This window comes from Micromonospora sp. NPDC000442 (assembly GCF_042898635.1).
Classification (GTDB): domain Bacteria; phylum Actinomycetota; class Actinomycetes; order Mycobacteriales; family Micromonosporaceae; genus Micromonospora.
Window position 1 is genome coordinate 1 of the sequence record NZ_JBIAYZ010000038.1, and the last position, 23,564, is coordinate 23,564.

Annotated in this window: 21 protein-coding genes and 2 pseudogenes; 7 read left to right on the top strand and 16 right to left on the bottom strand. The window is 67.8% G+C overall.

What is annotated here, in order from left to right; translation table 11 throughout:
• Positions 1-91: 91 nt before the first annotated feature.
• The 11 genes from ACFY2A_RS29965 to ACFY2A_RS30015 all read right to left on the bottom strand — a co-directional run bounded on the left by ACFY2A_RS29965 (position 92) and on the right by ACFY2A_RS30015 (position 11,944).
• Positions 92-490, bottom strand: a complete 399-nt coding sequence (locus tag ACFY2A_RS29965) for a hypothetical protein (RefSeq protein WP_387176627.1) — start codon at positions 488-490, stop codon at positions 92-94.
• 577 nt (positions 491-1,067) lie between these two features.
• Positions 1,068-1,676, bottom strand: a complete 609-nt coding sequence (locus ACFY2A_RS29970; protein ID WP_363924873.1) for an ATP/GTP-binding protein — start codon at positions 1,674-1,676, stop codon at positions 1,068-1,070.
• Positions 1,657-2,034: a DUF742 domain-containing protein gene (locus ACFY2A_RS29975; protein WP_363924874.1), complete on the bottom strand. Its 378-nt coding sequence runs from the start codon at positions 2,032-2,034 to the stop codon at positions 1,657-1,659. The genes ACFY2A_RS29970 and ACFY2A_RS29975 overlap by 20 nt, the downstream gene beginning before the upstream one ends.
• Positions 2,035-2,042: 8 nt before the next feature.
• Positions 2,043-2,453, bottom strand: a complete 411-nt coding sequence (locus ACFY2A_RS29980; protein ID WP_363924875.1) for a roadblock/LC7 domain-containing protein — start codon at positions 2,451-2,453, stop codon at positions 2,043-2,045.
• A gap of 17 nt (positions 2,454-2,470) precedes the next feature.
• On the bottom strand, positions 2,471-4,861 hold the full coding sequence (locus ACFY2A_RS29985; protein ID WP_387176630.1) for a nitrate- and nitrite sensing domain-containing protein: 2,391 nt from the start codon (positions 4,859-4,861) through the stop codon (positions 2,471-2,473).
• A gap of 185 nt (positions 4,862-5,046) precedes the next feature.
• A complete protein-coding gene (locus ACFY2A_RS29990) occupies positions 5,047-6,642 on the bottom strand; it encodes a prenyltransferase/squalene oxidase repeat-containing protein (protein ID WP_387176632.1) in 1,596 nt (531 codons plus the stop codon).
• Positions 6,639-7,538 (bottom strand): terpene synthase family protein, encoded by a 900-nt coding sequence (locus ACFY2A_RS29995; protein WP_387176634.1) that lies wholly within the window; start codon positions 7,536-7,538, stop codon positions 6,639-6,641. The genes ACFY2A_RS29990 and ACFY2A_RS29995 overlap by 4 nt, the downstream gene beginning before the upstream one ends.
• On the bottom strand, positions 7,538-8,890 hold the full coding sequence (locus tag ACFY2A_RS30000) for a cytochrome P450 (RefSeq protein WP_363924879.1): 1,353 nt from the start codon (positions 8,888-8,890) through the stop codon (positions 7,538-7,540). Before ACFY2A_RS30000 ends, ACFY2A_RS29995 begins: the two co-directional genes overlap by 1 nt.
• A gap of 365 nt (positions 8,891-9,255) precedes the next feature.
• Entirely contained in the window at positions 9,256-10,275 is a 1,020-nt protein-coding gene (locus tag ACFY2A_RS30005; protein ID WP_387176636.1) for a helix-turn-helix domain-containing protein, read from the bottom strand.
• A 116-nt stretch (positions 10,276-10,391) separates the two neighbouring features.
• Complete coding sequence (locus ACFY2A_RS30010; protein WP_363924881.1) at positions 10,392-10,652, bottom strand: type B 50S ribosomal protein L31; 261 nt, start codon at positions 10,650-10,652, stop codon at positions 10,392-10,394.
• Positions 10,649-11,944 carry a CobW family GTP-binding protein gene (locus ACFY2A_RS30015; protein WP_387176638.1) on the bottom strand — a complete coding sequence of 432 codons (1,296 nt, stop codon included), beginning with the start codon at positions 11,942-11,944 and terminating at the stop codon, positions 10,649-10,651. Before ACFY2A_RS30015 ends, ACFY2A_RS30010 begins: the two co-directional genes overlap by 4 nt.
• Positions 11,945-11,989: 45 nt before the next feature.
• Here ACFY2A_RS30015 and ACFY2A_RS30020 point away from each other — a divergent pair, with 45 nt between their 5' ends.
• The 5 genes and pseudogenes from ACFY2A_RS30020 to ACFY2A_RS30040 all read left to right on the top strand — a co-directional run.
• Entirely contained in the window at positions 11,990-12,511 is a 522-nt protein-coding gene (locus ACFY2A_RS30020; RefSeq protein ID WP_387176640.1) for a winged helix-turn-helix domain-containing protein, read from the top strand.
• Between the two features lie 57 nt (positions 12,512-12,568).
• Complete coding sequence (rpmB, locus tag ACFY2A_RS30025; protein ID WP_363924884.1) at positions 12,569-12,805, top strand: 50S ribosomal protein L28; 237 nt, start codon at positions 12,569-12,571, stop codon at positions 12,803-12,805.
• The gene (rpmG, locus tag ACFY2A_RS30030) at positions 12,805-12,972 is read left to right on the top strand and encodes a 50S ribosomal protein L33 (RefSeq protein WP_093410686.1); all 168 of its coding nucleotides are present in this window, start codon (positions 12,805-12,807) and stop codon (positions 12,970-12,972) included. Before rpmB ends, rpmG begins: the two co-directional genes overlap by 1 nt.
• Positions 12,972-13,277 (top strand): 30S ribosomal protein S14, encoded by a 306-nt coding sequence (rpsN, locus tag ACFY2A_RS30035; RefSeq protein ID WP_387176643.1) that lies wholly within the window; start codon positions 12,972-12,974, stop codon positions 13,275-13,277. Before rpmG ends, rpsN begins: the two co-directional genes overlap by 1 nt.
• 182 nt (positions 13,278-13,459) lie before the next feature.
• Positions 13,460-13,768, top strand: a pseudogene (locus tag ACFY2A_RS30040) (low temperature requirement protein A); the annotation flags it as partial.
• 251 nt (positions 13,769-14,019) lie between these two features.
• On the opposite strand, the gene ACFY2A_RS30045 reads toward ACFY2A_RS30040, so the two are convergent.
• A complete protein-coding gene (locus ACFY2A_RS30045; RefSeq protein ID WP_387176645.1) occupies positions 14,020-15,099 on the bottom strand; it encodes a sporulation protein in 1,080 nt (359 codons plus the stop codon).
• Between the two features lie 179 nt (positions 15,100-15,278).
• Positions 15,279-16,594 (bottom strand): annotated as a pseudogene (locus ACFY2A_RS30050) (hemolysin family protein).
• Positions 16,595-16,880: 286 nt separating this feature from the next.
• Between ACFY2A_RS30050 and ACFY2A_RS30055 the strand changes: the two are divergent.
• Together ACFY2A_RS30055 and ACFY2A_RS30060 are read left to right on the top strand one after the other, a co-directional pair.
• Complete coding sequence (locus tag ACFY2A_RS30055) at positions 16,881-18,254, top strand: hemolysin family protein (protein WP_387176647.1); 1,374 nt, start codon at positions 16,881-16,883, stop codon at positions 18,252-18,254.
• The gene (locus ACFY2A_RS30060) at positions 18,251-19,312 is read left to right on the top strand and encodes a hemolysin family protein (protein ID WP_387176649.1); all 1,062 of its coding nucleotides are present in this window, start codon (positions 18,251-18,253) and stop codon (positions 19,310-19,312) included. Before ACFY2A_RS30055 ends, ACFY2A_RS30060 begins: the two co-directional genes overlap by 4 nt.
• Before the next feature lie 30 nt (positions 19,313-19,342).
• Here ACFY2A_RS30060 and ACFY2A_RS30065 read toward each other — a convergent pair whose 3' ends face one another.
• The 3 genes from ACFY2A_RS30065 to ACFY2A_RS30075 all read right to left on the bottom strand — a co-directional run bounded on the left by ACFY2A_RS30065 (position 19,343) and on the right by ACFY2A_RS30075 (position 23,335).
• Positions 19,343-20,050, bottom strand: a complete 708-nt coding sequence (locus ACFY2A_RS30065) for a peptidyl-tRNA hydrolase (protein ID WP_387176650.1) — start codon at positions 20,048-20,050, stop codon at positions 19,343-19,345.
• Between the two features lie 278 nt (positions 20,051-20,328).
• Positions 20,329-21,729 (bottom strand): PHB depolymerase family esterase, encoded by a 1,401-nt coding sequence (locus tag ACFY2A_RS30070; protein WP_387176652.1) that lies wholly within the window; start codon positions 21,727-21,729, stop codon positions 20,329-20,331.
• 241 nt (positions 21,730-21,970) lie between these two features.
• Positions 21,971-23,335, bottom strand: a complete 1,365-nt coding sequence (locus ACFY2A_RS30075) for a ricin-type beta-trefoil lectin domain protein (RefSeq protein WP_387176654.1) — start codon at positions 23,333-23,335, stop codon at positions 21,971-21,973.
• Positions 23,336-23,564: the final 229 nt, after the last annotated feature.

A 23,564-nucleotide genomic window follows, 5' to 3' on the forward strand; every position in this document is an offset into this window, starting at 1 on the left:
CCGCCGCCATCAAGCCCGAGCCCGCCAAGCCCACTACACCCGACGCCTCAACCTCGAACTCCAGCCATGATCCCGAACGGCGGCTGCCGTACTAGCCGTTGAACGTGAAGTAGTTCGTGTTGTCATGGCCGACGACGACACCCTTGCTGTTGTGGATGTGCACCTGCTGACGGCCGTGTGGTTGGGTCACGCCCAGCAGTGCCCGAGCCGCGTCGAGCACGTCTTCGTCCTGATCGGCCCGGACTGCGGCCAGATCATCGCCGATCGCGGCGACCCATCGGTCTGGGTTGGGCTCGGGCAACTCGAGGGCCTGTTGGACCCCCGGCCGACCGGTGAGTCGGACGCGGAGCAGGCCGCTCAGCGCCTCGTAGGCTTGCCGCACCGCGTCACCAGCCACCCCGGTGGCGCCGGCAAGGGCTCCGGCGGCCAATGCCGCAGCGATGAGTTCGATCCCCGACATCGCAGCCCTCCAGCAGGTGACGACATGCACTCCGGCTGATCCGCAACCGCTACGGTAATCCGCTGCGCCAAGCGTCCCGCGCTGTCTCGTCGCTGGAGGCGTTGCTGGACCGGCCGGGGCCGTGGTTCACCGCGTTGGCACAGGCTCAGATCCCCTTCATGACCCCGGCGAATCTGGCCGAATCCAGTCGACTGCCACGGTCCCCGCCCCAGGTGGTGCGCCCGGCGCGGGGACCGTTGCTGACAGGCCACGCGCCGGTGTGCGATAGCGGCCACATGAATCCGGCGCCTGCGAGACCCCGTCGACCCCCGTCTCGGCGAATCCTCGCTCGAGCCTCGGCGTTGCCCGTCGATCAAATTTTGCGCCGTGTGGAGGCGACGATGTTGTCATTCCGTGCCACCGGGGAGGCGTCCTGTGCCAACCCTGGCAGGCTGGGCGTCGGGCTATCCCAGGGGCCTGGAGCGCCGCTGCGGTGCGGGAGCCGAACAGCTGCGGGCAGGCGGCACGGGCCTGCTGCCGGATCGAACGTCGACCAGCGGGGACATCTGTGGACTTGGTTCGGGTACTCCGCAGGTGGGTGCGAGGGTGAGTTGCGGCAGGTCGGCCGTCAATGACCTACTGGCTCAGGTCTGCGGGTCAGCCCTTGCCTCTTCACATGCTCGATCAGCGCTACCAGGACCTCTTTTGACGACTGCCGCTGCCGCGCGTCGCACAACATGACTGGCACGTCCGGGTCGAGGTCCAAGGCCAGTCGCACTTCGTCGAGGCTGTACCGGCGGGCATTCTCGAAGCAGTTGACGGCCACGATGAACGGCAGCCCCGCCCGCTCGAAGTAGTCGACGGATGGGAAGCAGTCGGCGAGCCGCCGGGTGTCTGCCAGGACCACGGCGCCCAGGGCGCCGATGGTGAGTTCGTCCCAGACGAACCAGAAGCGATCTTGGCCCGGGGTGCCGAACAGGTAGAGAACGAGTTCCTCGCTGATGGTGATCCGGCCAAAGTCCATCGCCACAGTCGTTGTCGATTTCGTCTCGACGCCGGAGAGGTCATCGACACCCACGCCCTGCTCGGAGAGCACCTCTTCGGTCCGTAGGGGCTTGGTTTCGCTGACGGATCCCACGAGGGTGGTCTTGCCTACGCCGAAGCCACCTGCGATGAGGATTTTGATGGCGGTGGGAAGGGTCGCTTGGCCCGTCCGCTCAGAGTTGACGTAGTCCATTGATGAGCGCCTCGAATACGCTGTCGTCGGGAAGGGTGGCGGCTTGGCGAGGGTCGTTGACCTGGACGAATCCCTGAGCGATCAGTCCGTCTAGCAGTACTCGGACGGTGCCAAGGGGCAGGCTGAGATGTGCGGCCACTTCTGCGAGGGCAAGCGGTCGTTGGCAGAGGTGAATGATCTTCGCCTGCTCTGGTGCTATCCCCACCTCGGATGGCGGGGCAGATCGGGTCGAGAGGACTAGAGCGACCACATTGAAGCTGTTGGCTGGTTTAGCCCGTCCGCCGGTAACGGCGTATGGCCGGACCACTGGCCCGGCTTCGTCATCTAACCAGACCGGTTCTTCGTCGGGCATCGTCATGGCGGCCCCTAGTTGTTGGTGTGCTGGCTCGGCCGGGTCGGGGAGGCGAGGAACTTGCCGGCTCGCGCAACGACCATTGCCATCTCGTATGCGACAAGTCCGACGTCGGTGTCTTCGGCCGCGAGGACGGCCAGGCATGCGTTGTTTCCGGCCGCGGTGACGAACAGGAACGACGACTTCATCTCGATGATGGTCTGTTGCACGGGTCCGCCGCCGAATCGCTTGCTGGCACCCTTCGCGAGGCTCTGGATGCCCGATGCCATCGCGGCCAAGTGTTCCGCGTCGTCTCGGCTGAGCTGGGCGGAGGCAGCCATGAGCAGTCCGTCAGCGGAGAGCACGATGGCATGCTCAGCCTGTTTAACGCGCCCGACCAGGTCGTCGAGCAGCCAGGCCAGATCGCCCGTGGAATTCTGCTGCACTTGCCCGTTCCTCTTTCTTACCGGTCGGTTTCGGCCGCCGACGTGTCGTCGGCGGCGTTGCGCTGCTCGTCGTCGTCGGCGTCGACGAGACGTGCGGCGTCATCGCGCCCTCGGCGGGTGCCGGATTGGTAGGAGGCCATCATCCTGCGAATATCGTCGGGGGATCGCCCCGCCTCGTCGTCGTCCGGTGGCTGTGTTTGGCCTGGTGATGAGTCGCGTAGTTGTCGCGCGATGTTGGCCTGGCGGACTCTCATGGGCAGGCCGTGCTCAGTGTGCTCGGTGTGTTCGGCAGCAGGTTCGGGCCGCTGCCTCACACTGGGCGCGCTCTTGACGGGCCCTTCGGTGACGGTGGCGGCGGCGTCAGCGGCGGCACGCAGTGGACGCACCGCTGGCAGTTCCATCGTTTCGCCATGCACAGGTGCGGGCTCGGCGACGGCGAGGGAGGTCTGCCGGACGGTGGTGAGGCGCTGGGCGTCGCCGGCGGCGACGGCGTCTCTGGACATGCCCACAGCCGGTGAGGAAGTTGCGCCGATCGGATCGGCGGTCGTGACCAGGTCCTTGGGAATGAGCACAACTGCGGTCGTTCCGCCGTATGGTGACGGCTTCAACCGCACCGCGATGTGGTGCTTGGCGGCCAGACGACTGACGACGAACAGTCCCAGTTTCTTGGCGTCGGCGAGGTTGAATTCGGCGGCGGTGGCGAGGTCTGTGTTGGCGGCGGCCAGATCGTCCTCGGCCATGCCGAGACCTCTGTCCTCGATCTCGATGGCGAAGCCATTGGCTACGAGTTGCCCGCGTACCTCGACGGGCGTGCTCTTCGGCGAGAAGGTCAGGGCGTTCTCGATCAGCTCGGCGAGCAGATGGATGATGTCACCGGCGGCCCGGCCAGCGAGCGCGACCGACCCGAATGGCATGACCTTCACCCGCGTGTAGTCTTCCACCTCCTGCACGGCGGCGCGGGCAACGTCGACCATGGGCACGTTGCGGCGCCAACCACGGCCGGGCGTCGCGCCCGAGAGAACAATGAGGTTCTCGGCGTTGCGCCGCATACGGGTGGCGAGGTGGTCGACGCGGAAGAGATCTTCGAGTTCGTCGGCATCCTCCTGCCGGCGCTCCATCTCGTCGAGAAGGGTCACCTGGCGGTGGACGAGGGCCTGGGTGCGCCGGGCCAGGTTCAGGAACACGTCGCGCACGTTGCGGCGTAGCTCCGCCTGCTCCACGGCCGTACGGACAGCCGTCTCCTGGACGGCGTTGAAGGCTTGGCCGACCTGCCCGATCTCGTCGGAGCCGAAGTCGAGAGGCGGTGCCTCGGCGGCGACGTCCACCTTCTCGCCGCGCTGAAGGCGCTCGACAACTGCGGGGAGTCGCTCGTCGGCGAGCTGGTGGGCCGCGTCGCGGAGCCGTTGTAGCTGAGCCACGAGAGCGCGCGCAGTGGTGACGGAGACAACGATCGACGCGATGACCGCGAGCAGACCCAGGCCGGCGGCCAGGACCAGCCGGAGGATCACCCCGACCGCGACAGGGACGGCGCGCTGCACCAGATTGTCGCCGCTACCGAGAACCATCTCCTGCAGATGGGTCAACGCGGCGTCGGCGACTTCGTTCCACTCCTCGGCGGTAACGTCCGGACGGGCCGATCCTCGGGCGCTGATCACCCGCTCCTCGACCTGACGCAAGCTCCTGAACGCATCTCCGTTGACGACCTGGTTGAAGGCGGCCTGGTCGGAATCGTTCAGCTGGGTCCGATCCGCGACGAACCGTTGCGAGACGACCAACTCGGTGAACCGGAACTGTTCACCGGCGGTGAGCCGTGTGGCGGCGAGAGCGCCGGTGAGCAGGGCGTCCTCCTGCGAAATGATCTCACGGAGGCGGTACAGCTCGATCAGGTTCCGGGTGTCCTGCTGGATCTCGGGATCATCGAGCGTGCCGACGACATCGTAGATAGCGAACAGCGACTCAACGAGCGTGCTGTAGGTGCTGATGGTGCTTGCCCGGTCGACCGACCGATTGTCGATGGACGAGCGGACCTCCGGCAGCTGATCAAGCTCGGCGATTGCCTCATCGACACGTTGTTCAGCCTCGCTACCCGCCGTCAGTCGGGCCAGCCAGCTACGTGCGGTCGATTTGAAGGTTGTGGCGTTCTTGTCGACAGCCAGACGGGCGGCGTCGAGTGCGTTCTTCCGGTCGGCACTGGGACCGCCGAGGTAGGCGACAGCGAGCCGTCGCTCGACCTGGAGGTCCAGCAGCAGCGGCTCACTGGGAGAGACAATCTGGCTGTCGATCGCTTGAACGCCAAGGAGGTTGACGCCGTCTCGGAGGGTGACCCAGGCGGCGAATGCCCAGAGGGCGACGAGCGAGGCGAGGAGCGCGATGACCTTGGTGCGCAGATTGGCGCTGCGAGACCGCATTTAACCGTCCGATGCCGAGCAGAGGAACTTGTCGGCAGAGGCATGCCGACCAAGCCGCCGGTGTAGGCAGACCGACGCACGCTAGCAGTTATCTGACTATTGACTCAAGACCATCACTATGCGTTACGTCCACATAGGAACCGGGTGTTCCGAGGCGACTGCTGTCAGCCGTGACCGCTGGACACCTACGCGCATTCGGACAGGGAGGTCAGCAGTCTTCCGGCGTGGTGCTGGGCTGCCAGAACTGTGGCGCGAACGATCCGAGTGGGTTGGTACAGATCCTTGTCATGCCACAGCGCCGGACCGGTTGTGCCGTTGTGTCGACACAGATAGGCGTGCCCACGGCGAACCGCGTCAATCACCTTGGGTGCCCGGGTGTCGCTGGCTAGCAGGATGTGCAGTGCGTAAGCCGTCTCCTCGGCGGTGGCCGTCCAGGTGCCCCAGCCGCCGTCGGTCCGCTGGGCGGCAAGCGTCCAGTCGACGGCACGAGTGAGCGGCTTCGCCACTGTCGACGGGTCCCCGAACTCTGCCAGGGCCTGCACGCAGCAGGCAGTCGCGTAGTAGTTCGAGGCATGCCACCGGTCGGCCCAGCTGCCCTGCAGTTCCTGACGGTCCAGCAGGGCCGCCACCAGCCGTCGAACGGCAGTGCGATGGCGAGGCTGTGCGCCAGGCTGTTCCGCCAGTCGCTGGCCGAGAGCGTCGAGCACGTGGGCGTTGGTCGTGGTGCTGAAACCGTCTTCACCGGGCCACGTGGCGAAGCCCTCGGGTGTCTCGTAGGGCCAGAGGCAGTCGGTTGACACCGGGATGCCGAGCCGGCCGAGCGCGGCCAGGGTCACTGCGGTGGTATCAGCGTCGGTCGGCAGCCCAGGGCCGGTCGGCGTACCAGCCGCGCCCAGGTCGGCGGTCAGACTGTCCACCAACCCCGGGGACGCGGTCAGATTGATGCCAGCGCGAGCCAGGATGGTGATGACCCAGGCCCGTTCGAAGACGGTGATCGGGGCTGCGCACGGCACGGGACCGCCGTAGCGACCGACGGTGCCTTCCAGGTAGGCCACCGCCTCCTTGCCGCCGAGGCGGTCTGGCTTGCCGAGCCATGCGGCGGTGGCGGCCGGCGAGGCGCCCACCGTGCCCGAGGTGTTTGGTGTGACGCCGCCCGCTGCGGGAGCGAGGTCGGCCACGACCTCCAACGCGTGAAGCAGCTTGTCGGGAATCGGTGCGCCAGTGACCACCAGGTGACGTACGGCGGTGAGTCGCTGTCGGGTCACGCCAGGTGGTAGGCCCAGCGGAGTGGAGCGCTGCCACCGCTCTAGCACGGCTGGCGGACGCACGGCCGGGTGGTGGAGGTGCTGATCGATGCGGTCAGCGAGTGCGGGGACGATCAGGTCGAGGGCCGGGGTGTCGGGTAACGGGCCGGTGCCGCTCACGAGCCCGGTCAGGGCCACCAGAGCACGGTCGACGGCATGCGCGAGACGCGCCATGTCCGCTGGTGGGTTGGACCGCAGGACCGTCAGTAGGGCCTCTGTCGCGCTCAGGGTGGGGACGAGGCCGTAGCCTCCGGGCGGCCCCCAGCCGCCGTCCGGCCGCTGGGTGTCGAGCAGATAGCGCACCCGGTCGCGGTGTCCGACCAGCCACGGGGCGAGGCTCACCAGCCGGGCGGTCTCGTACGGCGAGGGGGATGTGCGACCAGCCGGATCGCGCATCATCTCGGCGACCAGGTCGCGGACCTGCCCATGTACGGCTGCGGTCTTTCCGGTCGGTCTCTGCCCGTTGACCGTTGTCACCGGAGTGCCCAGAAGTCGGTCCCGTGGTAGAAGCCGGCTGTGAAACCAAGCACGCGCCGCAGGTATGTCACCTGCTGCGGGCTGACCTCGGCCAGCGGGTCGAGCAGCTGCTGGCAGCGGTCGGCCAGGTCGACTGCCTGCTGGCGCACCTCGTGTTCGTCGACGCCCAACATCAGGATGTTCAGATCGCCGGCCTTGACGTCACGGTCGTAGCTGGCCAGGTCGTTGACCAGCCGTAGCACCTTCTCCACCTCGTAGCTGGCCGTGACCAGCGCGGTCAGGTGATCCTCAGTTTCCACCGCGTTGGTGGCGATCCAATGGGAGATGTTGACCCAGGTGGCGCCATAGCCGGCGGCGTTGGCCAGGTAGTCACTGGCGGAGGGCAGGCTGGCGTTGCTCGAGTTCCGGTCTGTTCGCCACTGCCACTCCCGCAATTCAGCGTCGAGCATGCGGCGCAACTCGTCCTGCCACAGGTGACCCAGGCGTGGAAACAGTGGCGTAGTCGCGAGGTCGTCGCGGATGTCGGCCAGGAATTGCGTGAGTTGGTCGTCGTCGGCAGGGGCGGAGCCCGCCGCTACCGCGATACAGGCGGCGACAGTCGTGGTGGCTTCTTCCAGGCAGGTGATCTCCGAGTCGATCCGCCAGTCCTCGGCTGTCACCCATAGTGACGTACGGTTCGCGGTTCTTAGTTCAGTGGCGGTGCACCAAGGGGCGATGAACGCGGTGGACAGCGCCAGGGCGCTCAGCATGGCCGCATCGACGGGAGGATCGGGAAACAGCGCGGGATAGCTGGCGACCCGGCCCTGCAGGTCGCGTTGCCCTCGCACGGCCACGGAACAGATTCGTCCCTGTTCGGCGGTGTGCTCGAGCGTGGCGGCCAGGGTGTCTGGGTGCATCAGTGGCTCCTACTGATGACGGAGTGATCGCGGCGGGACAGGGTCAGCTCGACTCGTCGACGAGGACGGAGTGACGCGGCGACCCGTGGTGCGGGCACTGTCGGGTCAGTCAGCGTGAAGCGGAACCTGCAGATCAAGGTCGCCACGATCAACAAAGCCTCCACGTTGAACAGGTGTTCTCCGAGGCATCTGTGCATGCCGAGTCCGAACGGGTAGTAGGCATGGCGGCGGCGGGTCTCCGCCTCGGCGTGGCCTGGAGCGAAGCGCTCCGGGTCGAAGGATTCGGCGGTTGATCCCCAGTAAGCCTTCATCCGCTGCGTGGCGTACGGGGAGAGGATGACGGTCGCGCCCTGGTCTATCCGCACTCCGCCCAGCACGTCGGAAGCCAACGCGCGTCGGGGGACGATCCAACCCGCAGGGTACAAGCGCAGGAGCTCGTTGAGCACCATCTGGGTGTAGGTGAGCTGAGGCAGGTGCTCCGCCCGCACCGGCCCGGCACCGACAACCTGATCGACCTCTGCGTAGAGCCGATCTGCGACGTCGGTGTGGTTGGCGAGGACCGGCCAGAGCCAGGTCAACACGACGTAGCTCGTCTCCGTGGTGACCGCCACCATCGACACCAGGTCGTCGCGCATCTGCCGTTCGGACAACGGCTGGCCGTCGCGTTGCGCACGTGCCAAAGTCGACAACACGTCGTCGCCGTCGCCGGGCTGACGAACCGCAGCGCGGAGCACCGGCAGCAGGATGCCGTCGATGGTCTGCACGGAGCGGTGGAAACGGCGGTCGCCCGGCATCGGAATCCACCATGGTGCGAAGGGAGCCAGGAGACGTGGTGCCATGGAGGTGACGATGTCCTCCTGCGCTGCCATGATGCGTAGCGCGTCGTCAACCGAGACCCGAGAGTCGAAGAACACCCGCATGATGGCGGCGCAGACGAGGCGGGACAGCTCAGTGCCGATGTCGACGACGCGACCCGCTGCCGCCGCCGCATCCAGCCGATCGGTCGCCTCGTCGATGGCCTCCGCCATCGTGTCGACAAGCGCGTCGATGCGGCCCCGCCGGAACAGCGGGGCCAGGGTCTTGCGAGAGGCCAGCCAGGTGTCACCCTCGGCGAGGATTCCGTCGCCGACGAGTTTGCGGACCGAGCGCCAGAGTGCGGTGTCATCGCCTCGGGGATAGTTGGCAGCCCGGTCCTGCAACACCTGCCGGACATGATCGGGATCGGTCACAAGGTAAGGGCTGGAGACCCCGAGTCCGAGACGTACGACCTCACCGCCGGCGGCCTCACCGGCGTCCACCAGGGACTGATGAGCATCACGGAGGAAGCTGGGCAGTGCCTTCCAGGCAGGCACAGTCCTGGGTTTGCCGGCTGCTCCCGCCCTCGGTGCCCCCATCGTGGACCCTCCCCTGTGGCTCGCCTCGAAGTTGTCGACCGCGCAACTTCCAGGACTTAATGCAGCCTCAGTGTGCAAGTTGTGAAGGTGGTCTCGCAATGGGTGACCGGCTTTGTCACTCGGCCTTGCACCATCGATGCCGGTCTGCGACATGGGCCCGACGGTTGGCGCGGCGACGAGGACGCGTTGTGCGGCGAGCGTCTGCCGCGACGGGGTCTTGCCACTCCCCGGGGCAGCAACCACCGTTGCGCGTCCCGGTCACGTAGCCGCCCGGCCTGCCGCCGTGACGGCGGCACGTTGCTGCGGCCAGACCGATGCCGGCGTTACTCCGGTGGCGACGCCTGCTGACGATATGCCTGCGGCGACATGCCATAGGTGGCACGGAAAATGCGGGCGAACTTGCCCCGGTCGGAGAAGCCTGATCTGGCGGCGATAGCGTAGATAGGCCGGTCGGCAAGGATTGGGTTCACCAGGTCACGTCGACATCGCTCCAGCCGGCGGTGACGAATCAACTCGGCAATACCCATGCCCTCACCCTCCCACAGTCGATAAACCGTGCGCACGGAGACGTGATGGGCGGCAGCGATTGTGCGAGCATTCAGATCGGGGTCGTCAAGATGCTCGGAGATGAAGGCGTCGATCCTGGTTCGTAAGGCTTGCTGCCGCATCTCGGCCGGCAGAGTCTGCTCCAGGTCGAGATGCTGTGCCAGTGTCGCCGAGATCAAATCAAGGGCCACGCTTCCGAGCGGCCCGGCGTCGCTCGATCTGAACTGCTCGGGGTGCTGGGCGACCTGTAGAAGGAGCCGCGCGAGCAGGGAAGCCATACCCACCGACGGTAGGCGTTGGGCGAGCAGCCGCCTCAGTTTGGACTGGGGAAGGGGTATGGCCGACTGCGGGAAGAGGACGGCCACAGTGTCTGCCGTTCGCGGGTGCCCAACACTTGGAACGGAACTGGGCAGTGGCGCCTGCTCCGGGACGTGCTGGCACTCGTATGGGCGGGAGGTGGTAAGAAATGTGAACTCGGCCGGCTGGACGAAACACTGGCGGCGTTCCTGATCGAGAACGCTCGTACCCGTCAAGGGTAGTGCGAGTTCATACAACTCGGGATCGCCTCGTCGTATCATGCGCTGAGAGCGGTACATCGTCAGCTCGGGATAACGAAATGCGGCGATCCGGGACGTCCCGAGGTCGACTACGCGGGCGAAACCAGTGAAGTCCGACGCGTGCGGGCTTGTGAACTGTGACGGCGCTGTATCTCTGGAGATTATGTCGTGCCAAATTTCGAACCGGTCAGGCTCGGGAAAGAGCTGCAAGTCGATAGTCTCCGCGGGAAGAATCGCCACCCACCTCCTCAGTTACCTGCCCGTCAATCGATCGACGCAGCGTACATGGTGGGACACCACCGCGGCGTCGACCAGCCGCCGCGTCAGCCTGGCCCGGTCGACCTGTGCGTCGGTGCTCACCTGCCCTGAGGGCTGCGGCGGGCGTACTTGTTGCGGAACTTCTCGACTCGGCCGGCGGTGTCGAGCAGGCGTTGCCTGCCGGTCCAGAAGGGGTGGCTGGCGGAGGAGATCTGGACGTCGATGACGGGGTAGGTGTTGCCGTCGGTCCATTCGATTGTCTGGTCGCTGGTTGCGGTGGAGCGGGTGAGGAAGGCGAAGTCGGCGTCCTTGTCGCGGTAGACGACGGGCCGGTACTCGGGGTGGATGCCGGGCTTCATGCGGGTCGTGCTCCTTCGGTGTCGGTATCGGTCGGCTTTTCCACTCCAGGGGGGAAACAGCCGGCGAACGGGTCGTCGTAGGTTCGCCAGGTCTCCTCGCCGTCGGCGAGTTCGGCGTCGGTGAGCAGGCAGCCGGCGAGGCTGCGCTGCAGCTCGACGGGGTCGGTGTCGAGGCCGATGAAGACCAGATGCTGGTGGCGGTCGCCGTAGTAGGGGTCCCAGTCGAGGGCGGCGGCGAGGCGGCGCTGGTCGTCGACGTGTTCCCAGCGGGCTTCGGGCAGGCTGACGAGCCAGTGTCCGAGGGAGCCCATGGCCAGGCCGCCGCCAGCGAACTCCCAGGCGATGACGGTGTCGGGTTGGCTGGCGAGCCAGAGGTGGCCTCGGGAGCGGATGACCTCGGTGTTGACCTCTTCGAGGACGTCGTGCAGGCGTTGTGGGTGGAAGGGGCGGCGGGCGCGGAAGACGGCGGAGACGACTCCGCAGTCGGGCTCCGGCTGGTGCGCGCCGAGGGTGTAGCCCTGTAGACCACGGGCGAGCACTCCGGGGGTCTCCGGGCGGTGCCGGTGAGTGTGGCGCAGTTGGCGGGTCAGCGCGGCGGCGTCGATGAGGTCGCCGTCGACGCGGATGTGGGTCGCCCAGGGTGCCATCCGTTGTAGGAGGACCGCCATCCGGCTGGTGTCGAACGCCCCCTCGCGGGACTGTCCCCAGAGGACCAGGGTGTCGGCGTACTCGATCTGCCGGACGATGACGTCGGCGAGCGCGCGGTGGTCGTCGTCGGCGGCTTGGATGCCCAGGGTGGCGAGGTCGTCGGTGCTGGCCAGGCCGTCGAGGAGGTGTTCGGCGTCGAGGACGGTGATGTAGGAGTCGACGCGGAGCAGGTCGGTGATGGGTGCGCCGTCGACGAGGCAGTGTGCGCAGGCGGCGGCGACGGCTTCGGGTTCGACCACCTCGGGCAGCATCAGCACCAGATCCCGACCGGGGTGGCTGCGGGTGAGTCGGACGAGGGTGGGTAGCACGTCCTCGCGCAGGGTGCAGGAGACGCAGCCGTGTCGCAGCGCGACCTGCTCGTCCTCGAGGATGCCGGCGCCGGAACGGACCACCCGCCGGACGACGCCGTTGCGGATTGCGGTGAGGTCGTGCCGCACCAGCAGCAGCGAGGTGTCGGCGGCGAGCAGCGCGCGGGCGACGGCGAAGGTCGCCGCCGGCCAAAACCCGGACAGCACGGTAAGCGACGGGCGGGTGTCGGCGTCCGGTGTCACGGCACGGGTCGGGGCCTGCGGTGACGACGACATGAGATTCCTCTCGACTTAACTGAAAACGATTGTCATTCTAAGCACATGCGAGCCGTTGATGTGAACAGGGATGTGCCGGAAGGCGCGGCGCAGGTGCGGCAGGCCGGTGACGTCCTGACCGTCACGGTCCACCTCAAGCTCGGACCGGGCGGCTGTGAAGAGGATGGCCATCGGCTCGCTGCTCTGCTGGCTCTCCTGGGTGGCGACCCGAGGCCGGTGTCACCGCCGGCGCGAGGGCCGGGTCTTCACCTGCGCATCGATCCTCGAGCGCGGGCGGTCTACCGCGGCGGTGCCGAGGTCGTACTGACCCGCCGGGAGTACGACCTGTTGTTCTGCCTGGCTCAACATCCGCGCCAGGTGTTCACCCGGCAGCAACTGCTCGACCAGGTGTGGGGGCAGCCCTACACGGGTCCGCGCAGCGTGGACGTCCACATCCGGCGGTTGCGCGCCAAGATCGGCGCCGACGTGCCGGTGGTGACGACGCTGCGCGGCGTCGGCTACCGCCTGGGCGCCGACTGTGCCGTCGACATCGTCGAGGACCCGGCGCGGGTGTGGCCGAACGGCTGATGTAATACTGAAAACCGTTTTCGTTATCATCGCTGTGTTGTGTGAGGAGTCATCACTGTGTCCAGACGTTGCGACGTCACCGGCGCGAAGCCGAGTTTCGGCAATGCCGTGTCCCACTCGCATCGGCGCACCCGCCGCCGGTGGAACCCGAACCTGCAGAACCACCGTTACTGGCTGCCGTCGGAGCGGCGGTGGGTCAGCCTCACCCTCACCGCGAAGGCGTTGAAGACCGTGGATCGTAAGGGCATCGAGAAGGTCGTCGCCGAGCTGCGTGCGCACGGGATGAAGCTCTGATGGCCCGCCAGACCGACGTCCGCCCGATCGTGCGGCTCCGTAGCACCGCCGGCACCGGCTACACGTACGTCACCCGTAAGAACCGCCGCAACGACCCCGACCGGCTGACCCTGCGCAAGTACGACCCGATCGTGCGCCGCCACGTTGAGTTCCGCGAGGCCCGCTGATGGCCAGGAAGAGTCTGGCCAACCGGCAGGCACGCCGCGCGGAACTGGTCGCCCGGCACGCCGAGACGCGGGCTGAGCTGAAGCGGCTGGTCGCCCACCCGGACACCGACCCGGACGTACGCGTCAACGCGGTCCGCCGACTCGGTCGACTGCCGCGTGACTCCAGCCCGGTGCGGCTGCGATCGCGCGACCAGATCGACAGTCGTCCGCGTGGCGTGCTGACCCGGTTCGGGCTCTCCCGCGTCCGGTTCCGCGAGATGGCCCTGCGTGGCGAACTGCCCGGGGTGCGCAAGGCGTCGCGGTGACGCCACCATGGACCACCTGGGCGCAGGTGCACCCGTTGTGAAAGGGGAGGAACGAATACGACGTCGAGGGCCGCGGTTTCGCGGCCCAGGTCGCCCGAGCGGTGGTGGTCGCCGGCACGGTTTTCTTCGACCTTGTCTTCGTCCTCGCGTTCATCAACGTGACCCGTCTCATCTCCAGGGACGTGACCCCAAGGTCTCCGCTTCACGGCACGATCGTGCTCGCCCTGCTCTGGTTCTGCTGGACAACCTTCGCCTCGCTGGGCGATCTCGTCCATGCCGGCCACGGAATGCTGCCCTGGTTCGGGTTCGGCATCATGGCGGCCGCCTTCGTCCTGGCCATCGCCATCCCGCAGGCCTTCGTGAATCAACCGGGCGCACTGACCGGCCCGGTGGTGTTCGCTGGCGCCTATCTGGTGCTGCGTGTCCTGACCCTGGCCGCGTTCCTGTACGCCGTCAGCGGCGCCGGCCGTAGCCTATGGCAACTGGCACCGATCGTCGTCCCAGCCGCAGTGGCCGCTGTGCTGATCGGACTGGCTACCCCGGCGAGGGCGGCCACCGGGGCGTCGACGATTTCGTTGAGGGTCTTGTCCTGGTAGGCCTTGTCAACCAGCCTGAAGAGGTCGGGCGGTGACGGCACGCACACTCCTCGGAAGTTCAAATCGGGCGAGCCAACCAGGTAGTGACAACCCTTCCGAATCGGGTCACGGTGCGGGCGCGGGGCTACGCCGTGGATACCGAAGGTTCACGCCTCTTCGTTGCTGCCCTCGTCGTCGCCAAAGGAGTCGAAGACTTCCTCGGCGACCATTCCGCCGGCGAAGCCGAGCGCGGCACCGCCGACCACCCCGGCGGCGACGGCACCCATGCCGGGGCCACTGCGATGTTCGTGGTGCTCCTCCTTGTAGTGCTCCCCCGGATGGCCGTATCCGGGGTGGCCGTATCCGGTGGCGCCGTAGGCGGGCTGGCCATAGCCAGGCGGCGGAGGCGGGTAGCCGGGGGTGCCGTAGCTCTGAGCGGGTGGGGCGTAGCCGCTGCCGGCGTGCAGGCTCTGGTATCCGTCGAGGGCCTGACGGAGCCAGGTGTCGACTTGAGCGGCCCAGTCGAGGCGGTCGGCGTCGGCGTGCGTGGCGTGGTAGCGGCCGAAGGAGTCGTGGCCACCGGTGAACAGGCCGCCGCGTTTGTCGAACTCCAGCACGACGTCCACGCCGTGCTCGTTGGCGACGAAGGTCAATTCGACCTCGTTGACGCCGTGGGCGTACTGCGGCGCGGTGTAGTACTCGATCTCCTGGTAGAACGGCAGCGTCTGGTGCAGCCCGGCGATGTGGCCACGCTCGAGGTCGGCGCTCTTGAACTGGAAGCCGAGCCGGCCGAATGCCTCCAGGATGCGTTCCTGCACCGGCAATGGGTGCACGTGTACCGAATCGAGGTCGCCCTTGTCGACCGCGCCACGGATGGCGACCTCGGTGCGTAGGCCCATCGTCATGCCGTGCAGGTGCTGCCCGTACAGATCGGTCACCGGGGTCTCCCACGGCACCGCCACCTGGAACGGCAGTGACAGCTGCTGGCCCTCGCGCAGGTTCAGGCCGCCCGCGACCTGAACGCGGTGGAACTCGATGAGGGCGTCGTAGTCCTCGTCCGCGCCGTCGATCTCCACCCGAGTGACCAGACCGACGGTGACGTGGTCGATCCCCACATCGTGGCTGCCCCCGGTCAGGTTCACCTGCCCGCCCAGCATCAGCCCCGGTCGGGTACTTGGATTGGACAGGACGGTATCGACACTGGGGCCGCCCACCCCGAACGCGCCCAGCATCTTCTTGAACACCACGAACCTCTCCCTCGACGAACACCCGACGCACAGCACCCGGACGTGATGAAAATTCACCCAATCCCTTGCGCCGCAACGAGATCAACGACCTCCATAATGGATGCAGCCGGGTCGGGAAACTACCAACGCCACCTGAGAAGTAGCTGAGTGCATTCGCGCGGTTACCGTCGGGTGGATGGTCAGTGGCGTGGCTCGTCCTCGTCGACCTCGTGCCCGTCGTCGCGAGCCGGCGCGGTACGCAGACGCACCCGGGTGATGGCCCGCCCCGTCACCTCCGCCACCTCAGCGGTCAGGCCGGGCAGCTCGATCACCTCGCCGGGCGCCTTCGGAATGTGGCCGAGATGCGCCAGGACCAGGCCCGCGACCGTCGTGTAGTCCCCGGCCTCGAGAGTGTCCTCGTCTAGGTCGATGCCGATGTCGGTCAGGTCGTGCAGCGGGAAGCCGCCGGGCAGCAGCAGCGCCCCGTCCGGCTCCCGTACGACGGCCTGCACGTCCCGGTCGGTCTCGTCGTAGATCTCCCCGACGATCTCCTCGACCAGGTCCTCCATCGTCACGATCCCGTCGATGGAGCCCCGCTCGTCGACGACGAGGGCGAACTGCTGCCGTTGCGAACGCAACTCCCGGATCGCCTCGGTCACCTTCAACGTCTCCGGCAGATACACCGCAGGGCTGGCGTGCTCGGCGACGGGCCTTCCTGGTCGAGCAGGTCCCGCAGGTGTACTACGCCGATGGTGTCGTCCAGCCCGCCGCGGCCCACGACCGGGGCTCGGGTCTGGCCCGATTTGCCCAGCTCGCGCAGCGCCTGCGGTGCCGTCAGCGACGCGGGGAGGGTGACCACCTCGCGACGCGGGACGAGGATCTCCCGCAGGATCCGTTCGGCGACCTCGAAGGCGCCAGAAATGATCATCCGGTGTTCGGGGGTGAGGTTGCGCTGCGCGGCGACCATGTCCCGCAATTCCTCGGTGGTGACCTCCTCCCGCCGCGCGCGGGGGTCGCCACCCGCCAGACGTACGATTGCGTCGCTGGCCTTGCTCAGCAGCCACACCGCTGGCCGGGAGAACGTCGACAGCGTGTCCAATGGCCGGGCGACCAGCAGCGCCCACCCTTCGGCGCGCTGCATCGCGATTCGCTTCGGCGCCAACTCGCCCAGCACCAGGGTGACGAACGTCAGCAGGACGGTCACCACGACGATGGACACCGGCTCCGCCGCGCCACCGAGAAAGCCCAGCGGGCCCACGAGCGGCTGGGCCAGGGACACCGCCGCCGCGGCCGACGCCAGGAAACCCGCCAGGGTGATACCGATCTGAATCGTGGCCAGGAAGCGATTTGGGTCCCGCGCCAACCTCGCCAACACCCGCCCGCCCCCGGAGGTCCGCTCCAGGCGCTGCAACTGACTCTCCCGCAGCGACACCAGCGCCATCTCGCTGCCCGCGAACACCGCGTTCATCAACACCAACACGAACACCAGCGTGACCTGCACGCCATAGCCACCCACGGCCTGTTCGACGCCTCCTTGACCGGACCTTCCGGAGCATCACCGTATCCGCGGCTCGCACACGGTGTCGCATGCACCGGTAATCTGGCGCAGCCAGTCGATGAACGGTTAGCCGACGTCTGCTTTGCCTGCGAGCGACCGGGACGCCGATGCTGGCGGTCCCCGGGCCGGCGTGGCGGCGAGCACCCAGCAAGGTCTCAGCATGCCTGCCTACCCTGGCCGGCATGTCCAGTGACGGTGAGCCGCCCAGTTCTGACCAGCCCGGGGTCCGAGAGGCGGCGTGCCGGTGACCGAGTGGCTGTTGTTGGCCGTCGCGGTCCTGCTGATCGCGGCGAATGCGCTGTTCGTGGCAGCGGAGTTCGCCTTCGTCACGGTCGACCGGGCGACGGTCGAGCGGCGAGCGGAGTCCGGTGACCGCCGCGCTGCCGGGCTACTGGCAGGGTTGCGGACGTTGTCCACGCAGCTGTCCGGAGCGCAGTTGGGGATCACCGTGACCAGTTTGGTCGTCGGGTTTCTGGCCGAGCCGTCCCTGGCCACACTGCTGCGCGGCCCGCTCGGGCTCACCGGGCTGTCCGACTCCGCGGTGACCGCGGTGTCGGTGTCGGTGGCGCTGGCCCTGGCAACGGGCTTCCAGATGGTCTTCGGTGAACTCGTACCGAAGAACTGGGCGATCTCCGAACCGCTGCGTGTCGGCCGCGCCGTCGCCGGAGCGCAGCGCGGCTTCACCACGGTCGCCGGCCCGCTGATCCGTTTCCTCAACGGCACCGCTAACCGGATTCTGCGCCTGATGGGTATCGAGCCGACCGAGGAACTGGCCTCCGCGCGCTCGCCGCAGGAACTTGCCTCGCTGGTCACCCGGTCCGGCCGGGAGGGCACCCTCGACGCGCGGACCGCAGAGCTCGTCGCACGTTCGATCGACTTCGGCGAGCGTACGGCGGCCGACGTGATGACCCCACGTACCCGGGTACGATTCGTCTCCGCCGACGCGCCCGCCGCGGAGGTCCTGGCGCTCGCTGCCAGCACCGGGCACGCCCGCTTCCCGGCCACCGGCACCGGCGTCGACAACGTCGTCGGCGCGGTGCACTTCAAGCACGCCCTGGCGGTGCCAGCAGCACAGCGGTCCACTCAGCCGGTCCGGACGATCATGTCCGGTCTGCCGGAGGTGCCGGAGACCATGCCGCTGGACCCGCTGCTGGCTGTCCTGCGTGAGCAGGGACTCCAGCTAGCGGTCGTCGTCGACGAGTACGGCGGCACCGCCGGAATCGTCACCTTGGAGGATCTCGTCGAGGAGATCGTCGGTGAGATCGCCGACGAGCAGGACGCCCCGCATCGCCGCCACCACCGGGCCGCCGACGGCACCTGGACGTTGTCCGGCCTGCTGCGTCCCGACGAGGCGTCCCGGCTGATCGGCCTCGACCTGCCGGAGGCGCGGGATACCGACACCCTCGGCGGCCTCGTCACCGAGCACCTGGGTCGATTCCCCCAGGTCGGCGACACCATCACCGTGTCCGTCGCCGACCGGAACCATCCCGACCCGGACGGCCTGCCGACCCCGGCCAGCGTCGAGCTCGCGGTCACCCGGCTCGACGGCCGCCGCGTCGACCGACTCACCCTGCGCCGCACCAACGACAACCAAGCCAGCGAGGAAACCCGGTCATGAGCGACGTCACCGCGATCCTGCTGGCCGTGGCGCTGCTGGCCGGCAATGCCTTCTTCGTCGGCGCGGAATTCGCTCTCATCTCTGCCCGCCGCACACAGATCGAACCGCGAGCCGCGGCCGGCTCGCCCATCGCCCGCGTGACGCTGCGGGCCATGGAGAACGTCTCCCTGATGATGGCCGGCGCGCAATTCGGCATCACGGTCTGCTCTCTCGGCCTCGGTGCGATCGGTGAACCCGCCGTGGCGCATCTGCTGGAGAAGCCCTTCGCCGCCGTCGGGGTACCCGATGCGCTGCTTCACCCCATCGCCTTCTCCATCGCCCTGGCGCTCGTCGTGTTCCTGCACATGGTGCTCGGCGAGATGGTGCCCAAGAACATCGCCCTGGCCGGTCCCGAACGCTCCGCGCTGATCCTCGGGCCGGTGCTCTACGGCATCGTCACCGTTCTCCGCCCGCTGATCTGGCTGCTCAACCAGGTCGCCAACGCCGTCCTGCGGCTTCTCCGCGTCACTCCGAAGGACGAGGTCGCCTCGACCTTCAACAACGAGGAGATCGCCGGCTTCATCGTTCAGTCCCGGCAGGAAGGACTGATCGACCAGCACGAACACGACCTGCTCACCGGCGCGCTGGCCTTCAACGACCAGACCGCCGCAACCGTGGCGCTGCCGATGGCCTCACTGGTCACCCTGCCGCAGGACACCACCGTGGCGGAGCTCGAACGCCAGTGCGCGGCAACCGGGTACTCCCGTTTCCCGTTGACCGACCCGGATGGAACGCTCACCGGATACGTCCACGTCAAGGACATCCTTGGACTGCCAGTGGAAGAGCATGACGAACCGCTCGACCCGGGGCTGATCCGCCCGCTGGTCACGCTGGACGCCGCACGGCCGCTGCGCGACGCGCTCACCGTCATGCAGCACCGGGGCGCTCACCTCGCGACCGTCGTCGACGCGGACGACCAACTCCTCGGTCTGGCGGCTCTGGAGGACGTGGTGGAGAAGCTCGTCGGTGAGGTCCGCGACGCCGCCCACACCACCGTCCGCGCCATGGCCAACTCATGACCCGTCGCCCGCCCCACCGCTGAGCGGGTCCTACGCCCAGCGCGCCAGCGCTGTCACCGTGCCCGGATCGACATCCGTCAGTCCCGCGTCGGTCACCGTCACCTGCGCCCGGGACCGTAGCGAGCGCCAGCGCTGCAACGCCGGATGTTCCACCTGCACGGCCAGTCCGGAGGCGACCCACATCGCTCGCCGGTCGCCCGCCATCTCCATCCACGCGATCTGTGCCGCGTGCCCAGCCGCCGCAGCGGCCTTACCGGTCGACAGCACCGGCTCCGGCGTGATCGAGACTACGACGGGACCATTCGGCTCGGCGTCGATCGCCTGAGGTCGGGCCGCGGGGTGATCGGCGAGATCGAGCCCCTGCATCTGGAGTTTGGCGATCTCCCGGGGCACCGCGTCGAGCGGGGTCGGTACCAGCGCGCGCACCTGGGCGTCAGCGTGGCTCGTCGTCACACCCGGCAGTTCCTGCGCCCGCTCCCACGCCGCGCCCTTGGCCCGGCGGGCGTGCTTGCGGATACGGCCAGCCAGCCACCGCGCGACCGGGGCGCTCCACGATCCGCCCGGCTCGCACCGTTCATCGGAGACCAGCCGCACGACCGCAAGCGCCCCGGCCTCGCATACCGCCGTGTGTCCGGGCGGTGCGGCGCGGTCCAGCCGGACGACGAGCTGCATGCACCAGGGCACCTCGCCCTCGGGGTCGACATGGCCGGACGACGCGGACTGGGACAACAGATTCACGGTCCCATCCTGTCGACGGCGTCAACGTGATTCGCACTCGTCGTGACGCCCACGCAGCCGTACGCAGAACGGTCCGGCCTGGCTGGCCGGCGACGTGGAGCGTTCCCGGTGGGACAGCAGCCGCGTAGTTGCGGCCAGTTGGTCGCGGCGCGGGCCCGGCCTGACGTCGAGCCCGCCCGCCTTCGGAGCGTGTTTGAGGAGGCTTGCCCGTAGCGAGCCGGGCGGTAGGGCATGGCCTTCTCAAACACGCTCACAGTTCGTCGGTTCGGTGGTGTTGGTTATGCGAGGGGTGCGAGGCGGAACTGTTGGTTGGTCTGTCCGTGGCAGTCGTAGAGCTGGATCTGGGCTCCGTTGTTGCTGCTCCAGACGTCGAGGCAGCGTCCGGACTGGACGCCGGTGATGGTGCCGTTGGAGTTGACGTTCCATTGCTGGTTGGTGCCGCTGTGGCAGGTGTAGATCTGGATGGCGGCGCCGTTGCCGGAGCCTGCGGCGTCGAGGCACATGTCGCCGTAGACGCGTAGTTGTTTGTTTGCGGTGTAGGTCCAGGACTGGTTGGTCTGCTTGTTGCAGTCGTAGAGCTGTACCCGGGTGCCGTTGTTGCGGGAGGCGTTGGGTACGTCGATGCAGCGGCCGGACTGGGTGCCGATGATTTCGTTGGCGGAGCCGGACGGCGGCGTGGTCGGCGTGGGAGTCGGCGTCGGGGTCGGCGTCGGGGTCGGGGTCGGCGTGCCGGTGGGCGGCGGAGTGGTGGTGGGCGGGGTCGAACTGTCCAAGCCGAAGAACTGGATGGCGACCCGCGCCATACCGCTTGAGGGCAGGCTGTGCCCGGCACCCTGGATGGCGTAGGCCTCGACCTGCGTGCCGAAGCGACGGCGGTTCCAGTTGGCCTGCGGGGTGTCCGTGGACGTGGGCGTCTGGCTCAGGCCGTGCACGTTGGTCCACTGCTCGATCGATTCCTGAAGCAGCGAGTACGGCACCAGGGTGTCATTGGTGCCGTGCCATAGCTGGATCGGCGGGCGAGGGCCGGTGTAGCCGGGGTACGCGGCCCGAACCAGGTCGCCCCACTGCTGCGGGGTCCGGTTCATCGAGCCGTTCGTGCACGGACCACCGGGCGGGTAGGCAGCCGCGTTGGCGAAGCAGTTGAAGGGGACGCCCATGAAGGACGCACCCGCCTTGTACAGGTCGGGGTAGACCGCCAGCAGGTGCTGGGTCATCATGCCGCCAGACGAGCTGCCGGTGGCGTAGACCCGGTTGATGTCACCGCCGTACTGCGTCCGGACGTAGTTCACCATCGACTCGATGGAGACCGGGTCGCTGCCACCACCACGGCGCTTGGACGCGTCCGACCAGGTGTCGAAGCACTTGCCGAACCCGGCCTCCTGCATGGCGCTCGGGTAGATGACGATGAACCCGTACTGGTTCGACAGCGAGGCGAACTCGCTGCCCGAGTAGAAGCCCGGCCCCGACCCGCCGCAGCCGTGCATGGCGACCACGATCGCCGGGTTGGCCGGCCGGTTGTCGGGCACGTAGACGTGCATTCGCATGCCGCCCGGGTTGTTGCCGAAGCTGGTCACCTCGACCAGCGACGCGGCGGACGCCGGCGAAGACAGCGCCACAAAACCCAAGCTGAGGAGCAGGAAGCTGGCCAAACCGGCCAGCGCCGCCCTGGTTCGTCTCATGATACCTCCATCGATGGTGGTGGATGTTTCAACATTAGGCACTTTCCTGACGACCGTCAATGAAGCGCCTAATGTTCTCCAGGCCGAAAGATCGACGGAGGGGCGTCCACGTGGTGCGGGCGGGCTCGGCGTGATGCCGAGCCCGCCCGCTTCGGTCCGGACCTGTAGGGCCGTGGGCGGCCCTACAACTGGTAGACCTGCCCGACCTCGAACGGGTCGTTCGTCGGTTCGGTGGTGTTGGTTATGCGAGGGGTGCGAGGCGGAACTGTTGGTTGGTCTGTCCGTGGCAGTCGTAGAGCTGGATCTGGGCTCCGTTGTTGCTGCTCCAGACGTCGAGGCAGCGTCCGGACTGGACGCCGGTGATGGTGCCGTTGGAGTTGACGTTCCATTGCTGGTTGGTGCCGCTGTGGCAGGTGTAGATCTGGATGGCGGCGCCGTTGCCGGAGCCTGCGGCGTCGAGGCACATGTCGCCGTAGACGCGTAGTTGTTTGTTTGCGGTGTAGGTCCAGGACTGGTTGGTCTGCTTGTTGCAGTCGTAGAGCTGTACCCGGGTGCCGTTGTTGCGGGAGGCGTTGGGTACGTCGATGCAGCGGCCGGACTGGGTGCCGATGATTTCGTTGGCGGAGCCGGACGGCGGCGTGGTCGGCGTGGGAGTCGGCGTCGGGGTCGGCGTCGGGGTCGGGGTCGGCGTGCCGGTAGGCGGCGGAGTGGTCGGATCCGACGGCAGCAATGGACAGGTGCTGCGGTAGGTGACCACGCCACTGTTGTCCAGCAACGGGCAGAGGAACTGGCTGTACCTGGCGTCGTTGTCGACGAACATCTTCAGGAACGGCAGCATCGTCCGGATCAACACCGGGTTCGACCGCCCGACCATGAACCCGTGATCCCCACCGGCGACCTCCAGGTAGACGCTCTCCGTCGAGGCCGGGAGGCTGTTGTACAGACCGAGGGCGTAGGACGGGGTGACCACCGTGTCCGCCTGCCCCGAGATGACCATCGTGGGTACCCGGTCGTTTGCCAGGTTCTGCGACGGTGAGTACGGTGTGATGCCGACCGCCGCCTTCAACGACGAGCGCCGGGTGGCTGCGCTCAGCGCCCCACCGCCGCCCATCGAGTGACCGGAGACGGCCAACCGGTTCGGATCGATCCGGTCGCGTACCGGGCTCTGCTGGGTCAGGTAGTCGAGCGCGGCGAGCAACTGGGTGCCTCGGGCCGTGTCGAAGTCGTTACGGCTGTTGGTCTCGATGCCGATCACGACGAAGCCGTGCGATGCCAGCCACGGGCCCATCCAGGCCAGTTCGGCGGAGAACAACGCGGTGTAACCCGGCGAGATTGCGATGGCGCCGAAGGTGCCCTGGCTGGTGTCGGTCGGGTAGTAGATCCGGCCGCCGTTGAAGCCGTACCCGGTCGGGACACTGACCGACGTGTTGGCGAAGGGGCCGTTCTCGGCCGCGACGCTGGCCCGGGTGGGGTCCGGGCCCCGCTGGTACGGGTTGTCGGCGGCCGACGCCGAACTGGTGGCCACCGTCACGGTGAACATCCCGACGGCGGCGGCGATCCCGGCCGTCGCGAGTTTGAACAGCCGTCGCCGAATGCCGGGGGACACTCGGCCGGCAGGGGCTACCCCCGAGGGCGGGGGATTGGGTGCGGATCCTCGCACTGTCGATACCTCCTGGTGGTGGGGTGTGTGAGGGATGGGCGGGCCCGGTTTGCGCCGAGCCCGCCCGTTCCGGCTGTGCCCGAGCCGGATCTGCACGCCGTCAGCGTTGCAGGGTTAGTACTCCTGGGCGGTAGGGCAGGAGGCCGTAGTCGCCGCCGGAGTTGGGGGAGCGGCC

Bases quoted from the DNA above. Each gene is read 5' to 3' on its own strand.
- rpsN (WP_387176643.1), top strand. From the start codon at position 12,972: ATGGCCAGGAAGAGTCTGGCCAACCGGCAGGCACGCCGCGCGGAACTG.
- ACFY2A_RS29970 (WP_363924873.1), bottom strand. From the start codon at position 1,676: ATGGACTACGTCAACTCTGAGCGGACGGGCCAAGCGACCCTTCCCACC.
- ACFY2A_RS30010 (WP_363924881.1), bottom strand. From the start codon at position 10,652: ATGAAGCCCGGCATCCACCCCGAGTACCGGCCCGTCGTCTACCGCGAC.
- rpmG (WP_093410686.1), top strand. From the start codon at position 12,805: ATGGCCCGCCAGACCGACGTCCGCCCGATCGTGCGGCTCCGTAGCACC.
- ACFY2A_RS29985 (WP_387176630.1), bottom strand. From the start codon at position 4,861: ATGCGGTCTCGCAGCGCCAATCTGCGCACCAAGGTCATCGCGCTCCTC.
- ACFY2A_RS29975 (WP_363924874.1), bottom strand. From the start codon at position 2,034: ATGACGATGCCCGACGAAGAACCGGTCTGGTTAGATGACGAAGCCGGG.
- ACFY2A_RS29995 (WP_387176634.1), bottom strand. From the start codon at position 7,538: ATGCACCCAGACACCCTGGCCGCCACGCTCGAGCACACCGCCGAACAG.
- ACFY2A_RS30060 (WP_387176649.1), top strand. From the start codon at position 18,251: ATGAGCGACGTCACCGCGATCCTGCTGGCCGTGGCGCTGCTGGCCGGC.
- ACFY2A_RS30070 (WP_387176652.1), bottom strand. From the start codon at position 21,729: ATGAGACGAACCAGGGCGGCGCTGGCCGGTTTGGCCAGCTTCCTGCTC.
- ACFY2A_RS30020 (WP_387176640.1), top strand. From the start codon at position 11,990: ATGCGAGCCGTTGATGTGAACAGGGATGTGCCGGAAGGCGCGGCGCAG.
- ACFY2A_RS30015 (WP_387176638.1), bottom strand. From the start codon at position 11,944: ATGTCGTCGTCACCGCAGGCCCCGACCCGTGCCGTGACACCGGACGCC.